This is a genomic window from Martinezella sp. CNPSo 3890, assembly GCF_057784455.1.
Window position 1 is genome coordinate 65,080 of record NZ_JBXSOR010000021.1, and the last position, 15,586, is coordinate 80,665.

Below are 15,586 nucleotides of genomic sequence, written 5' to 3' on the forward strand. Positions count from 1 at the left end.
GCCATGACCGCACGTATGGACAAACGCTTCGCCGCTTTGAAGGCTGAAGGCCGCCCGGCACTCGTCACCTATTTCATGGGCGGCGATCCCGATTACGAGACCTCCCTCGGCATCATGAAGGCGCTGCCGGAAGCCGGCGCCGACGTTATCGAACTCGGAATGCCCTTTTCCGATCCCATGGCCGACGGTCCCGCGATCCAGCTTGCCGGCCAGCGCGCCCTGAAGGCCGGCCAGACGCTGAAGAAGACCCTGCAGCTCGCCGCCGATTTCCGGAAAGTCGATGCCGATACGCCGATCGTGATGATGGGCTATTACAATCCGATCTACATCTACGGTGTCGAAAGGTTCCTCGATGATGCGCTGGCTGCCGGCATCGACGGCCTGATCGTCGTCGACCTGCCGCCGGAAATGGATGACGAGCTTTGCATTCCGGCGATCCGCAAGGGCATCAACTTCATCCGCCTGGCAACGCCGACCACCGACGACAAGCGCCTGCCGACGGTTCTGAAGAACACGACCGGCTTCGTCTATTACGTCTCTATGAACGGCATCACCGGTTCGGCGCTGCCGGATCCGTCGCTGGTGTCGGGCGCCGTCAAGCGCATTAAGCAGCACACCGAGTTGCCGGTCTGCGTCGGCTTCGGCGTCAAGACCGCCGAGCACGCTAAGCTGATCGGCGCTGCCGCCGATGGCGTCGTCGTCGGTACCGCGATCGTCAATCAGATTGCCACCAGCCTCACGAAGGATGGCAAGGCAACGGCAGACACCATCCAGGCTGTCGCCACCCTGGTGCGCGGCCTGTCGACGGGAACGCGTTCCGCCCGCCTTGTTGCCGCCGAATAGTTTCCCCATATAGGCCTCTCAGCAATCCCCTGCGGATTGAGGGAAAAGCCCTATGGGCATTTGGTGACGACTAGGATATCGATTAATTCGGTCGATTAGGAGTTTCGAATTGAACTGGATCACGAACTACGTCCGCCCGCGGATCAATTCCATGCTGGGCCGTCGCGAGGTTCCGGAGAATCTCTGGATCAAGTGCCCGGAAACGGGCGAAATGGTCTTCCATAAGGATCTGGAAGAGAACAAGTGGGTCATCCCCGCATCCGGCTTCCACATGAAGATGCCGGCCAAGGCCCGTCTTGCCGATCTCTTCGACAATGGTGAATACGAAGCCCTGCCGCAGCCGAAGGTCGCGCAGGACCCGTTGAAGTTCCGCGACTCGAAGAAATATACCGACCGCCTGAAGGACAGTCGCCTCAAGACCGAGCAGGAGGATACGATTCTTGCCGGCCTCGGCAAGGTCCGTGGTCTGAAGCTCGTGGCTGTCGTGCATGAATTCAACTTTATCGGCGGTTCGCTCGGCATGGCCGCCGGCGAAGCCATCGTGAAGGCTTTCGAGCGCGCTATCGCCGAAAAGTGTCCGCTGGTCATGTTCCCGGCTTCGGGCGGCGCCCGCATGCAAGAAGGCATCCTGTCGCTGATGCAGCTGCCGCGCACGACGGTCGCCGTCGACATGCTGAAGGAAGCTGGCCAGCCCTACGTCGTGGTTCTGACCAACCCGACGACCGGCGGCGTCACGGCCTCCTACGCCATGCTGGGTGACATTCATCTCGCCGAACCCGGCGCCGAAATCGGCTTTGCCGGCAAGCGCGTGATCGAGCAGACGCTGCGCGAAAAGCTTCCCGAGGGCTTCCAGACCTCGGAATACCTGCTGGAGCACGGGATGGTGGACATGGTCGTCAAGCGTCATGACATTCCGGACACTTTGGCGACGCTTCTGAAGATCCTGACCAAGGCGCCGGCAAACGACGTATCGGTCAAGAACAAGAATGGCGCGGCACTGGCGATAGCAGCGAGCGCCTGACATCATCGATTGCCGACGGGCGGAGGTGCGGGATGACGTCTATGGATCAGTCCGCAATGAGCGAGGCAGCACGCGAGATCGAGAAGCTCATGGGATTGCATCCCAAGGGCTTCGATCTGTCTCTGGAACGAATAACCCGCCTGCTCGACGTCCTCGGAAATCCCCACCAGAAATTGCCGCCGGTGATCCATGTCGCCGGCACCAATGGCAAGGGTTCGGTGACGGCCTTTTGCCGTGCACTGCTCGAAGCGGGTGGCTATAGCGTCCATGTCCATACCTCGCCGCATCTCGTCAACTGGCACGAGCGCTACCGTATCGGCGTCAAGGGTGGCCGCGGCAAGCTCGTCGACGATACCGTGTTCGCCGATGTGCTCAGGCGCATCGCCAAGGCGAATGAGGGGCAGAAGATCACCGTCTTCGAAATCCTGACGGCCGCGACCTTTCTCCTCTTTGCCGAGCATCCGGCTGATGTCGCGATCATCGAGGTCGGACTTGGCGGCCGTTTCGATGCCACCAATGTCCTTTCCGATCCGGCCGTTTCCGTCATCATGCCGATCTCGCTCGATCACCAGCCCTATCTCGGCGACCGCGTCGAACTGATCGCAGCGGAAAAGGCAGGCATCATGAAGCCGGGCCATCCCGTCGTCATCGGCCATCAGGACTATGATGCCGCGCTCGACGTGCTGATCTCCACGGCCGAGCGGCTTCGTTGCCCGACCGCCGTCTTCGGCCAGGATTTTTCCGCCCATGAGGAATATGGCAAGCTGGTCTATCAGGACGAGTTCGGTTTGGCCGATCTGCCGCTGCCGCGGCTGCCGGGCCGTCACCAATATGGCAATGCCGCTGCCGCCATCCGCGCCGTCAAGGCCGCTGGTTTCGTCGTCACCGAAGCGATGATGGAAAAGGCGATGACATCGGTCGAATGGCCGGGCCGCCTGCAGCGGCTGACGGAAGGCGATCTGGTGGCAAATGCGCCCGAACGCGCCGAGATCTGGATCGATGGCGGCCACAATCCTGGCGCCGGCGAAGTCATCGCCGAGGCCATGGCCAATTTTGAAGAGCGTCAGCCGCGGCCCTTATTCCTGATCATTGGAATGATCAACACCAAGGATCCAATCGGCTATTTCAAGGCTTTTGCCGGTCTTGCGGAGAAAGTCTATTGCGTGCCGATTCGCGGCAGCGAAGCCATGGTCGATCCGGTCATCCTGGCGAATGCCGCCTACGATGCCGGTCTGATCGCAGAGCCCATGTCGACTGTGGGCGAGGCGCTGGATGCGATCAAGGCTATGACTGTGGCGAATTCGCCGGCACCGCGCATCCTGATCGGCGGTTCCCTCTATCTGGTCGGCGATGTTCTTGCCGACAACGGCACGCCGCCGCGGTAATTCCGGCGGGGTTGTTACTCACCACCTGCTCTCGTGCTTCGAGACGGCCCTGCGGGCCTCCTCACCATGAGGGCCGCTCCTCATCTGGTTGGCAACTCGCTCCACCTCATCCTGAGCCTGTCGAAGGATCAGGGCGGCGGCCCATGAGCAAGTGCAAGCACAACACCGTTGTTGAGGCGCGAAGCCTCGAAGGGAGAAGATGGCCTGTGCTCTCCGACCAACAAAAAACCCCGCCGAAGCGGGGCTCTTGTTCCATACAATCGATACCGATTAGGCTGCGCTGGAGATCCAGCTCTGCAGGGCCGTCTTGGGAGCGGCGCCGACCTTGATGTCAGCGACTTCGCCAGCCTTGAACATGGCGAGCGTCGGGATCGAGCGAACGCCGAACTGGGCGGCCAGTTCCGGGTTTTCGTCGATGTTGAGCTTGGCAACCTTGACCTTGCCTTCGAACTGCACGGCGAGCTCTTCCAGAGCCGGGGCGATCATCTTGCACGGACCGCACCATTCGGCCCAGAAATCAACGACGACAGGCTCTGCAGACTGCAGCACTTCGGTGGCGAAGTTGGAGGTATCGACTTTAACGGTAGCCATAAGCTGCTCCTTACCAGGATTTACGGGTTGCTAGATATGTGATGGTGCGGTGCCCAGATTTCAATATCTGGTATTTCACTTTGTCTTGAGCTCCGCAAGCGCCAATGCAAGCACCTCGTCCGACAGCGTGTAGATCGAGGCATTTTCGGTATAGACCAGCATGCAGTCGATGCGCTTTCCCGGATAGAGCGGCGAAAGGATCTCGCGATAGATGGCAAGCTGCGCCTTATGCGCGAAGGGGATGTTGCTTTCCCCGTCAGGCGGTACCCGATTCGTCTTATAGTCGAGAATGACGACGCGGTCGTTCAGATCAGCCAACCGATCGATGCGGCCTGAGACGGCGTAGGACTGGCTGCCGAGTTTCAGCGTACCCATGATCGAGACTTCGGCTTGCGCATGCGTGCTGAAGGTGCCTTGCAGATCAGGATGGGAGAGCAGCGCCATGACCGAGCCGACCAGCGCCTCGCGCTCAGCCTGCGGCCAGAAGCGCGCGGCTCGTTCGGCATAGCGGCGGGCGGCATCGGCGCGCTCTTCGGGCGCGATTTCGGGCAAGGTCTGCAGCATGCGGTGAATGAAACGGCCTTTCTGAAGGGCGCGGTCGGATTTGGTTTTCTCGCCGAAAAGCGCCGAAGTCACCAACAGATCGTCGGCTTCCTCGTCGATGACGGTGCCGACGCCGGAGGGGCTGAGCGGCCGCGGCAGGCTTTTTTGCGGCGGCAATGGCCGGCTGAGACCCGCCGGCAGGCCGACGCGCTCCGAACGCTTCTCATGCTCTCTTGCGGTCTCGAATTCGAGCTGGACCTGGGCAACCCGCCAGCTCAAGCCCTGCCAGTCGCCATCCGGGCCGGTGAAGGTCTTCTGCGTGCAGTACAGTTCTTGCCCGCGCAGCGCCGCGGAAATCATCGCATGCCAGGTATCGGCATTCTCGCGGATGCTGCGGTAGCCGCAAATGATGAGCCGGTCGGCGGCGCGCGTCATGCCGACATAGAGCAACCGGCGATATTCCTCCTCCGCCAGTGCCTGCAGCCGCGCCGTATCGGCCTGCGTCAGCGAATTGGCGAGCGCCGAGATCGGCACCCAGACCGGCAGCGGGATTTCGTCCCTATCGGTTTCGATCATCCGCAGCTTCGGCAGATGCGTATGGGTAAAGGCCTTGCCGCCACCATCGACGAGGAAGACGATCGGTGCCTCCAGCCCCTTCGAGGCATGCACGGTCATGATCCGCACCTCGTTGCGGCCCTTGTCCTGCTCGCGCTTGACCGTTGGCGCTTCCAGCTCCAGCGTCGAGATGAAGGATTGCAGGCCGGGCAGGCCGCTGGTTTCATGATCGAGCGTGAAGGTCAGGAATTCGTCGAGGATATCGCTGACTTCGGTGCCGAGCCGCGCCAGAAATTTCCGCCTGCCGCCGAAGCTGCCAAGCACGCGCGCATAGAAATCATGCACGGGCAGGCTCTTGGACAGAGCAAGAAAGGTTTTCAGCCGTTCGACCACCTGCCTGAAGCGGTCATGGCCGTCGGCGGCAAATCTCTGCAGATGGCTCCAGACGCCTTCCTCGTCATCGCGATAGGCGGCGACCGCAAAGACATCCTCTTCGCTGAGGTCGAACAAGGGGCTCTTCAGCAGCGCACAGAGCGAGAGATCGTCCTCCGGCAGCAACAGGAAACGGCCAAGCGCCAGAAGATCCTGAATGGCGATATGGCTCGTCAGCACCAGACGATCGGCGCCGGCGACGGGAATGTTGCCGCGCCTCTTCAGCGCTCGGGTCAGCGCGTTGACGAAGCTGTCGCGCTTGCGCACCAGCACGAGAATGTCGCCGGCCTCGATGAAACGCGCCTTACCCTTCTCAATGATCGTTTCCCGGCCGATGAGATTGCCGATCGTATGCGCCATCCGCCGCGCCAGGATGGCAGCAGGTGCGCTCTCCGGGGTCGAATCGAACGGTGCCGTCCAATCCTCTTCCTTGGCGGCCGGCTCCGGCGCAATCATTTCCCAGAGATCGACGGCGCCGGGGTGGCCGATGCGGCTGGAACGATGCACGACAGGCTCGTTAACGGCGCTAAGCCCCCGGGCATTCTCCGGACTGGTAAAGACATGATCGACGGCGCCGAGCACATCGGCCGTCGAGCGGAAGGACAGCGGCAGGCGGATCGATGAGAATTGCTGGCCGCTCGCCGCCACGCGCCGTCTTGTGCGGTCGCTCTCCTCGGAAAATCGTTCGGGACGGGCGCCCTGGAACGAATAGATCGACTGCTTCTCGTCACCCACGGCAAAGATCGTGCGCAGCGTCGGCCGGGCGCTGTCACCGGAGAAGAAATCCTCCGCCAACGACTGGATGACGCTCCACTGGATCGGGCTCGTATCCTGCGCTTCGTCGACGAGAATGTGATCGATGCCCTGATCCAGCTTGTAGTGGATCCACGGCCCGACATCCTTCTTGGTCAGAAGGTCGGCCGTGCGGGTGATGAGGTCTTCGAAATCGAGCTGGCTGCGCCGTTTCTTCAGCTCCTCATAGTCGCGATTCAGACGATCGGCGAGAATGAGCGCAGCATGGGTGGCCCGATACATCCGCATCAGCTTCAGCCGGTCGCGACTGGCGACGACATGGGCGCGCGCCGCAGCCACGGCATCGGCGAGGGCAGGCACATCGGCGAGCATTGCCTTGACGAAGAACTGGCTGTCCGATTTCGGCTCGCCCTTGGCGGTCAGCATGGCCTTTTCGAGGATCTCGGCGCGGGCAAGCGGATCTGCCTCGCGCTTGGCAAGGCGCAGCGCATAAGCCACTTCCTGAGCCTTGGCACCGCCCTTCTCGTCGGCAAGCGTTAGGTAAAGCTCCAGCGTTGCACCAGACAGACCGGGCAACGGCCAATATTGCTCGGCAATGCTCCTTTCCGTCTCACCGGGCGAAAGGCCAAGCCGAGCACGCAACGCAGTTTCGACACCCCCGTTGCGTTCGGCCGTTTCGGTAAAGCGGCGGATCGCATTGCGATTGGCAATGATATCGCCAAGCAGCGCCTCAAGTCCCGATTCGTCACCGAGATCGAGGACATAATCGAAGGCCCGCGCCAATTCGGCGTCGCCGTGGGGCGTCGTGGATGTCAGCAGCGCACGGCGCGCATCGTCGAGCAGGACTTCGGCCGCCCGATCATCGAGTACGGAGAAGTGGCCGGCGACATTGGCCTCGAGCGGGAACTGATGCAGCAAGGCCTCGCAAAACGCGTGGATGGTCTGGATCTTTAGTCCGCCTGGCGTTTCCAGCGCCTTGGCAAAAAGCCGCCGCGCCGCTGCGAGCTTGAATAGATCCGGCTCCTTGCCCTCGATATCGGCAATACGCGTCTTCAGCTCGTCGTCCGGCATGGTTGCCCAGGCAGCGAGCCTGTCGAAGACGCGGTTGGACATTTCGGAGGCCGCGGCCTTGGTATAGGTAAGGCAGAGGATCGCCGAGGGCCGCGCGCCGGAAAGAAGCAGGCGGATGACGCGTTGCGTCAGCACATGCGTCTTGCCGGAGCCGGCATTGGCCGAAACCCAGGCCGAGCGTTCGGGGTCAGAGGCGATCGATTGCTGGATCGTCGTCCAGCTGATCCAGACGCCGGGATCGTCGCTTTCGGGCAGGATGGCGATATCATCGGCGGGAAAATCACTCATCGCCGCCGCCTTCCTGCTCGGTCTCGGCCGTCGACCATTCCGAAACGCGGGCGAGGTGATCGTAGTCACCGCCATATTCGAACTGCTGGGCCGGGATCAGCCGCGAGGAAAACCCCTTCTCGCCCGATTGCAGCAGCGAGACGAATTTCACCAGCTGGTCCATCGATTCCTGCGCGAGATCCATAGCCGACTTGGTTTCCGTCTTGCCGCCGCGGCTGGAATGCTCGTTGTTGACCTGGTCGACCTTGAAGCGATCGCCGGGCCGCAGCCTGACATAAAGCAGGTTCTCGGGGATCAGTGGGCCGATATTGCGGAAAGCACCGGCCTTCAGCGCATAGGCTTCCAGTGCCAGCTGTGGATCGAGCAGCGCACGCGCCTGTGGCGGAGAGGGATTGTAGCCGGTCTTGTAGTCGATGAGGTCTGCGCCCTTGTCGTTCTTGATGTCGATACGGTCGGCAACGCCGGTCAACCGAATGCCGATCGGCTCGATCTCCACGCCGGCCGGCACTTCCGTCGCCGTCTTGCGAACCGCCGGCCGCCGTTCCGCTTCCCAATCAAGGAAGGCGCGCGCCACCTCGCGAAAGCGCGGGCGCCAGACGCTGTCGATATGGACGGGCAGCCGCTCGGCATCGAAGAGCTCGGCGATGATCCGATCCATGGCCAGCGTCGCATCCGCCGTGCCGGCCACATGCCCTTCGCGGACGAAACGATCGATGATCTTGTGATAGAGCGTACCACGTTCGGCTGGGCCGGGATCGCGATTGAACGGCTCCACAGGATCGAGCCGCAGCACGCGCCGGGCATAGATCGCATAGGGATCGCGCCGCAACCGGCCCACTTCGCTAAAGGAATAGCTCTTCGGCTGCAGCTCTGCAGGCGGCTTCGGTGCCGGGCGCAGCGCCGGCGCCTGGTTTTCTCCTTCGTCGATCATCCCTGCCCAATGGCGATACTGGTCGCCGCGCGCCTTCATTGCGTCCTCTAATTCTTTGCCGCCAAGCGCTATCAGCCGCTGCAGCCAGCGCGACGCGACTGTCGGTGTCGAGCCCTGACGCAGCGCGCGGGAATAGATCAGATCGCGCGTGCCGTTCGCCATTTCGAAATCGTGCGCGAGCTGGCCGATGCGGCGCTCCGGCGGCTCCAGGCCGATCTCTGTCTTCATGCCGCGCGAAATGAAGGGATTGTTTGCCGTCTGCCCCGGCCAGGATCCTTCGTTCAACCCGCCGAGGATCAGCGTGTCGACGCTCTGTAGGCGCGCTTCCAGCGTACCGAAGATAAAGAGGCGAGGATGGCTGAGCGCCCGCGGCTTCACCGCTTGGCCGACGCAGAGCGCGGCCATGATATCGATCCACTGCACGCCATCGGCCTCAAGCTGACCTTCGGTCTCAATGATATCCCGGAGTAGGCTGGCAAGCGTGTCCCCGGCTTCGCCCGCCCAAAGGCCTGCCAGGCTGCCACGCTCGTCGATGGCGACGGCTTCCAGAGCACAGCCGGTGCGCTCCGCCCAATCCGAAAGTGTGAGGAGGCCTTCTGACGCGGGCAGGGAAAGCGTCGATACCAGAGGTTCGCATGCCGCGGTCACTCGCTGGGCCAGCGCCCGCGCATGCTCGATGGCCTCAGGCGGCAGCGCTTTGCGCCATTGCGGCGTATGGCGGTCATTGGCCTGCTCCGCCACGCGGTCGTCAAGCAGGGCTCCCAGCCGACTGATCTCGACGTGATCGACGCCACCCCTGAGCGCAAGAACCTCCAGCGCATCGACTCCCGGCTGGTGTATTTCCGCCGACAGGCCGAACAAGGCGAGGGGATGCTTGAGCAGTGAGACGACGGCAACGGGATCGCCAGGGCGAAGGGATGCCTCCAGCAGCAATTGCAGCAACGTACCCTGTGGCGTGGCATTCAGCGGCGTCCCGGCCGAATCGTCGGCGGTAATGCCGAAACGGGCAAGCTCGGCCGTCACACGCCGGGCGAGATTGCGGTCAGGCGTGATCAAGGCCGCCTGGCTTTCACCGCCGTTGAGCCCCGGCTTATCCAACGCCAGCCGCAAGGCGATGGCGATCGCGGTCGCCTCCTCGCGTTCATTGGCTGCTTCGATCAGCGCGACATCGGCAAATGCGCCCGAGATCGCATCGGGAGCGAGCGTCTTGCGCCAGCTTCCCCAGCCGCTCGTCGCCTTGGCCGGCGCCAGCGCTCGAGACAGGATCTGCGCCCGCATCTGCATGGTTTCAGACGCATCCGCGACAGTTTCGACATCACGCCGGGTGACCTGCAATCGTTTCAGCAGCAGCGAAAGACCATATTGCGGATGGCTACGTGTGGTCGGATCGGCTCTCTCGCCAATCGATGTCTCCGGCGCCACCAGCTGCCAATCTTCCTCAGGCATCGAAAGATCGAGGCCGGGGAGCACGATGACACCTTGCGGCAGGGCGGCGACGGCTGCGATCAGCTCAGCCGTTGCCGGCACCGAGCCCGTCGAGCCGGCAATGATGACCGGGCCGGGATGGCGCATGGTGGACATGCGCTGCGCTTCCGCACGCAGAATGGCGTTGCGGTTGCGGGCGGGCGATGATTTGCCGAGTTCTTCGAGGCGCGCCGGCCAGAAGGCGCTGGCGATCGCCAGGAATTCGGCCGTCAGCTGCCACCAGAGCGCATGATCCTCCGCGCTGAGGCTGGCAAGCTCGCTCCATTCGCGATCCTCGGTCTCCAGCGAATCGATGAGCTCGGCGAGATTGCGTGCGAGCCATATGGCATCCGCCGGGCTGGCCGGCGCCACCAGCGGCGAATCGGAGTGAATGTCGCGGACGATCTGCGGCAGCTTGTTGCGCCACGCAAGGATCAGCCGCGCCAGCTCCAGAAGCCGCGCCGTATTGGCAAGCGGTTGCGCGAGATCCGCCGTTTCGGGCAGGGCTTCTTCGAAATAGCCGCTGTCGTCATCGGTTTCGCCGAGCGGGCGAATGACTGGCAGGATCGCGGAGCGGCCGCCGAGCAGGTCGACGAATTCCGAGCGCAGCACGCGAGCCGCGCGCCGGGTCGGCAGGAAGATGCTGACCTTGGCAAGCGACAGCGGGTCTTCTGGATCGTGGCGGAAATGCTCGGTCAGCCGGCCATCGCAAAGAGCGGTCGCAAGGGTCTTCAGGAAGGGCAGGCCCGCCGGAATCGTTAGGATGCGCTGCCGGTGCCCGCCCGTCATAGGCTCACGCAAACGCCCGGAAATTCCGGATCGCTTCCTCCGCCTCGCCGATTGCTTCCGGCGTACCGACTGTCAACCAGTGACCATCCATCATCGTGCCATAGAGCCGGCCGCGCTCGATGGCCTTGTCATAATAGGTGTTGATGTTGAAGGCATCGGATGGAGCATCATCGAGAAAGGACGGATTGATAACCAACGTTCCGGCGTAGACGACGCCATTGCCGGCGGCATCGTTATAGCGCGATAGCCGACCATCATCAGCCAAGCTGAAATCATTCTTACCGTTATGGCCCGTCGTCTTGTCCAGCGCCACGCACAGCATGGCAAAGTCCATTTGTGCAATATCGAAGAATCCGGCTAAGCGTTCGAGATTCGTTGGTTGCCCTTCGCTCTCGCCGATCCAGAAGAGATCCGAGTTCATGACGAAAACCGGATCACGGCCGAGAAGCTTCAATCCCTTAGCCAATCCGCCGCCATTGTTCATCAGCGCATCCCGTTCGTCGGAGATCAGGATGTTAAGTTTGTCGTAGCCGCGCAGATGCGCTTCCATCTGATCCGCATGATGATGGACGTTGACAACGACCTGCTCGACGCCGGCTTCCGCCAACGCATCCAGCGCATAATCGATCATCGGCTTGCCGGCGATCTTCACCAGCGGCTTCGGGATGGTGTCGGTGATCGGTCGCATGCGGGTTCCAAGCCCCGCCGCCAATACCATGGCTTGCTTGATGGTCATTTCGTCTCGAACTTTTGATTCAATATCTTCTTTCCATAGCACAAGGCCGGAAAGCCGTCGCCATTCCCTGGCTGTTATGCTCGACCGATTCCGGCCTTTTCGCACCATTCTCGCAGAGGTGCGAGCGCTTCATGCTCGAAAGCAATGGCGAGATAGGCGAGCGTGCGCGGCATGTGCTTGAGATAACCCGGCTTGCCGTCGCGCTGCAAGAGCCGCACCCAGAGGCCGGCGAGCTTGCAATTGCGCTGTGCCGACATGATCGCCCAGCTCTTCAGGAATTTCGTCTCGTCGAAGCCGCCTTGGGCATGACGAAGTGCGAGATAGTCGACCAGAAGCTGGTCATGCAGGTCGCGTTCGATCGTCACGCGCGCATCCTGCACCAGCGAGGCGACGTCGTAGGAGGTTGGCCCGATCATCGCATCCTGGAAGTCGATGAGGCCGATACGCCTTATGCCCTGTTCATGCGCCCGCCAGATGATGTTTGGCGAATGCATGTCACGCAGCAGCAGGTTCTTTTCCGCATCTTCGAGCTGATCGATCAGCTTGTCCCAGATCGCGAGATAGTCGGCCCGTTCCTCATCGCTTGCCGGCGTGCCCCGCTTCCAGGGCAGATGCCAGTCGAGCAGCAGCCGCGCTTCCATCTTCATGGCGGTCCGGTCGAAATCCGGAATGTGATGGATGTGATCCGGCGTAACGGGGATATCGCGGGGGATCGAAAGGCTGTGCAGATGCGCGAGGCAGGCGATGCTTTCGCGATAGCGCTCGGCAATCGGTTTTCCCTCCGCATCCAGGACGCCGTCGGTGCCGAGATCTTCGATCAGAAGAATGCCCTGGTCGTAATCAGCCGCAAAGATTTCCGGAGCGGCAAAGCCGTTTTGGCGGAGGATATTGGCGATCGCCACGAAGGGATAGGCATCCCAAGCGAGATGCGCGACCTTCGGATAGGGTTTCCCATCGAGCACCGGCGGCCCTTCCGGGACGCGCGGCCAATCCATCAGGATCACGCGGCTGCCGCCATTCTTTGGATAGATGGACTCATAGGCACGCAGCGAGGCATCGCCCGTGAGGAAACGTCTGGCGGCACTGCGATAGCCGTGCGAATCGAGAAAGGCGCGGATGGCCAATACGCGCTCGATGCGCGCCATCTGCTTGGCCGGTGCCGCAATCACGGCGCACCGCCCTTCGCCTTCATGCGTCAGCTTGAGGTCGACGCGCTCTTTTGGCAATTCGTCCTCGGCCATTTCAGGCCATTCCACAAGGCAGATCCCGGTCTGCAGGGCCTCGTCGAAGCCGAGTTCCGTCAATTCGCTGGGATCGCCGAGGCGATAGAGATCGAAATGCGAGACGGGGATACGCAGCTCGTAGGATTGCACGAGCGTAAAGGTTGGGCTTGGCACGTCCAGTTCGGAATCGTCGGCCATGGCGCGTAGTAGCGCGCGTGCCAGCGAGGATTTCCCCGCGCCGAGATCGCCTGATAGCGCCAGACAGTCGCCGACCCTTAGGGCCAGCGCCAGATCCTCGCCGAGCTGCGCCGTGGCGGCGTCATCTGCGAGGAAAAGGGAAATGCTGTTGTCGGAGGCTGTCATTCTGCTGCGACGGAGTGAGGCAGCTCGGCTGAAGGAATCCGGCAGGTGACCGTCGTTCCCTTGCCCGGCTGGCTTTCGATCGAAACCTCGCCTTCATGCAGGCTGACGAAGCTTTCGACGATGGAAAGGCCAAGGCCGGCACCGCTGCGCTTGCCGCCCTTGCCACCGGAGGCGAAGCGGTTGAAAACCGTGTTGATCAAATCCTCGGGAATGCCGGGACCCTTGTCCGAGACGGAGAAGACGAAATCCGTGCCTTCGCGTCCGCATCTCAACGAGATCGTCGATCCCTCGGGCGCGAAATTGGCGGCATTGGTCAGAAGTTTCAGCAGGATCTGCTTCAGCCGCTGCTGATCGGCAACGATAGAGCCGAGGTGCGCCGGCACGGTGATTTCAAGCATCACGCCGCTTTCCTGCAGCCGGTCGGCGATCTGCATCGAGACTTCGTCAAGCAGGTCGGAGAGCACGATCTCGGAATAGTTCAGCCGCATGATGCCGGCGTCGAGCGTGGCGAGATCAAGGATGTCGTTGACCAGCGTCAGCAGCACGGAAGACGAGGTCGAGATATGGTCGATATATTCGGCCTGCCGCTCGTTCAGCGAGCCGATGCCCGGCGTCTTCAGGAGGTCGGTAAAGCCGATGATATTAGTCAGCGGCGAACGCAGCTCGTAGGAGACGTGCTGGACGAAATCGTTCTTCAGCTCGTCCGCCTTCAGCAACGCTTCGTTCTTCTCGGTCAGGGCGCGCTCGGCGCGCACGCTGTCGGTCTTGTTGACAAATGTCAGCATGGTCTGTGCATTCGGCAGAGGAATGACGGCGTAGTCGAGTACAAGATTGGAGTAAAGTTCCAGAGTGCCCTGCGATGAGGGCCGCTCGTCGTTGAAACTGGTGATCTGCTCGGCAAACCGCTTCCACCCGTCCGGCCGGTCGTAAGAAGGCGCGCACGCCTCGGCCAGGGCTTGAATATGCGTCCCGGGCTTCGCCTGTGCCTCTGTGATGTTCCAGAGAATGCGGAAGGCCGGATTCGACAGGCGGATGCGGCCATCGGGACCGAAAACGGCGACGCCTTCGGACAGATGGTCGATGGTTTCGCCCTGAACCTTGACCAGGGTGTTGTAGCGGGTTTCGAGATCGACCTGTTCAGTCAGGTTCTCGAACACCCATGTCGCACCCCCTTGAGGATGCGCCGTGGCGAAGACCCGGAGAATCTGGCCGTTGGGCAGATGCCAGAGATCGGTCTGTGTATCGAGTGCGCGATAGACCGAAAGTACGCCGTCCTTCCATGTCTTCCAGTTCAGCTGCTCGGGCAGCTTCTTGGCGCTGCGCAGCCTGTCCAGAAGCTCGCTGTTGTCGGGTCGCTTTTCGAGGAACGCGATGTCGAGTTCCCACAACTGGACGAAAGCCTGATTGTAGAATTGCAGCCGCCGCTCGCCGTCGAAGATCGCAACCGGCGTTGCCAGATGATCGAGTGTTTCGGCATGGCTCTTCAGCGTGCGTGCGAGCTCCGCTCGAACGCCTTCTGCCTCGGAGACGTCGATGGCGATGCCGGCGGAACCGTTCGGAGCCTTCACATCGACGACATCGAAGAAAGTGCGGTTGCCATGCACGACGGTTGAAATCTTGTCGTGGAATGGCGACTCCGGCGTGGCTGCCGCACGAATGCGCTCGCGGGTCACGGTCGTCAGGAATTCCCGTCCCTCGCGCACCGCTTCATCGGTCGAAACCGCTTCCACGGCCTCGCCATAGGCCTGATTCACCCAGGTGAGCTTGCCTTCCGCATCGCGCTGCCAGACCGGCAAGTCGATGGCATCGAGCAAATTCTGGAAGGTAGAGATCGAGGTCATCAGCCGGTCGCGTTCGATCTTCAGCTCAGCGAGTTCGGCGCGCAGGTTGTTGAGCGCGATGAAGCGTACAAAAGCGCGCCCGCCGGAAATGCGGCCCTGCGCCTCCAGAATTTCGTCGCGATTGGTCTCGACCACCATGTCGAAGCTCTGGCCGCTGCTGCGCAGCGTGTCGATAGCCTTGTCAAGCTCGCCGGCCGACCATGATTTCAGCCAGCGACCGAAGGCGAGGAATTCATTGTCCTGCGGCGCGCCGGTCTCGACCGGAAGCTGTCCGAGCAGTTCGGGCCGCGCATTCGGGCCATCCCAGATGACGATGCGGCGGTTCTTGTCGGCAATCAGCGCCTGATATTGCGAAATACGCTGGTTGGCATCCGAAAGGGCCGTGCGGATCTCGCGGCTTTCGCTTTCCATGTTGCCGCGCTGTCGGACCATCCACATGGTCGAGAGGAGTGCGGCGGAGATCACGCCAATGATGACGGAGAAGATGGCCATTTCCGAAGAGGTGAAGAGGCGCATGCTCGCCTGCGCGGCATCATTGCTTTGAGCGAGAACGGGACCTGCCAGGCCGGTCACGAGACCGCCGAAAACGCTGAGCTGCAGTAAGCGGCTCAGGCGCACCAGCCAACCTTTGCCCAGCTTCGCTTTTGCCGAAAGCCAATATGCACCGCCCTGCCGCAACCGCGTCGCCACTCGATGTAGCGCTGGTTGATGCAGGTTGTCTTCCCCTTCAAACATAAGAGGTCTGTCTCCGTCCTAT

Annotated in this window: 9 protein-coding genes; 3 read left to right on the top strand and 6 right to left on the bottom strand. The window is 61.8% G+C overall.

The window, feature by feature from the left end:
• The first annotated feature begins 3 nt into the window (after positions 1 to 3).
• The 3 genes from trpA (at position 4) to AC13RC_RS30475 (ending at position 3,249) form a co-directional block, all read left to right on the top strand.
• A complete protein-coding gene (gene trpA / locus AC13RC_RS30465; RefSeq protein ID WP_113389651.1) occupies positions 4 to 843 on the top strand; it encodes a tryptophan synthase subunit alpha in 840 nt (279 codons plus the stop codon).
• Between the two features lie 109 nt (positions 844 to 952).
• Positions 953 to 1,864: an acetyl-CoA carboxylase, carboxyltransferase subunit beta gene (gene accD / locus AC13RC_RS30470; protein WP_069613931.1), complete on the top strand. Its 912-nt coding sequence runs from the start codon at positions 953 to 955 to the stop codon at positions 1,862 to 1,864.
• A 56-nt stretch (positions 1,865 to 1,920) separates the two neighbouring features.
• The gene (locus AC13RC_RS30475; RefSeq protein WP_173002577.1) at positions 1,921 to 3,249 is read left to right on the top strand and encodes a bifunctional folylpolyglutamate synthase/dihydrofolate synthase; all 1,329 of its coding nucleotides are present in this window, start codon (positions 1,921 to 1,923) and stop codon (positions 3,247 to 3,249) included.
• 270 nt (positions 3,250 to 3,519) lie between these two features.
• On the opposite strand, the gene trxA is transcribed toward AC13RC_RS30475, so the two are convergent.
• The 6 genes from trxA to AC13RC_RS30505 all read right to left on the bottom strand — a co-directional run bounded on the left by trxA (position 3,520) and on the right by AC13RC_RS30505 (position 15,564).
• Positions 3,520 to 3,840 (bottom strand): thioredoxin, encoded by a 321-nt coding sequence (gene trxA, locus AC13RC_RS30480; RefSeq protein ID WP_069613933.1) that lies wholly within the window; start codon positions 3,838 to 3,840, stop codon positions 3,520 to 3,522.
• A 75-nt stretch (positions 3,841 to 3,915) separates the two neighbouring features.
• Positions 3,916 to 7,482, bottom strand: coding sequence for a double-strand break repair helicase AddA (gene addA / locus AC13RC_RS30485; protein ID WP_488559474.1), 3,567 nt, complete (start codon positions 7,480 to 7,482; stop codon positions 3,916 to 3,918).
• Entirely contained in the window at positions 7,475 to 10,666 is a 3,192-nt protein-coding gene (gene addB / locus AC13RC_RS30490) for a double-strand break repair protein AddB (protein WP_488559475.1), read from the bottom strand. Before addB ends, addA begins: the two co-directional genes overlap by 8 nt.
• A 4-nt stretch (positions 10,667 to 10,670) precedes the next feature.
• Entirely contained in the window at positions 10,671 to 11,402 is a 732-nt protein-coding gene (locus tag AC13RC_RS30495; RefSeq protein WP_488559476.1) for a nucleotidyltransferase family protein, read from the bottom strand.
• A 74-nt stretch (positions 11,403 to 11,476) separates the two neighbouring features.
• The gene (tsaE, locus tag AC13RC_RS30500) at positions 11,477 to 12,988 is read right to left on the bottom strand and encodes a tRNA (adenosine(37)-N6)-threonylcarbamoyltransferase complex ATPase subunit type 1 TsaE (protein WP_488559477.1); all 1,512 of its coding nucleotides are present in this window, start codon (positions 12,986 to 12,988) and stop codon (positions 11,477 to 11,479) included.
• On the bottom strand, positions 12,985 to 15,564 hold the full coding sequence (locus tag AC13RC_RS30505; RefSeq protein WP_113352878.1) for a PAS domain-containing sensor histidine kinase: 2,580 nt from the start codon (positions 15,562 to 15,564) through the stop codon (positions 12,985 to 12,987). Before AC13RC_RS30505 ends, tsaE begins: the two co-directional genes overlap by 4 nt.
• Positions 15,565 to 15,586: the final 22 nt, after the last annotated feature.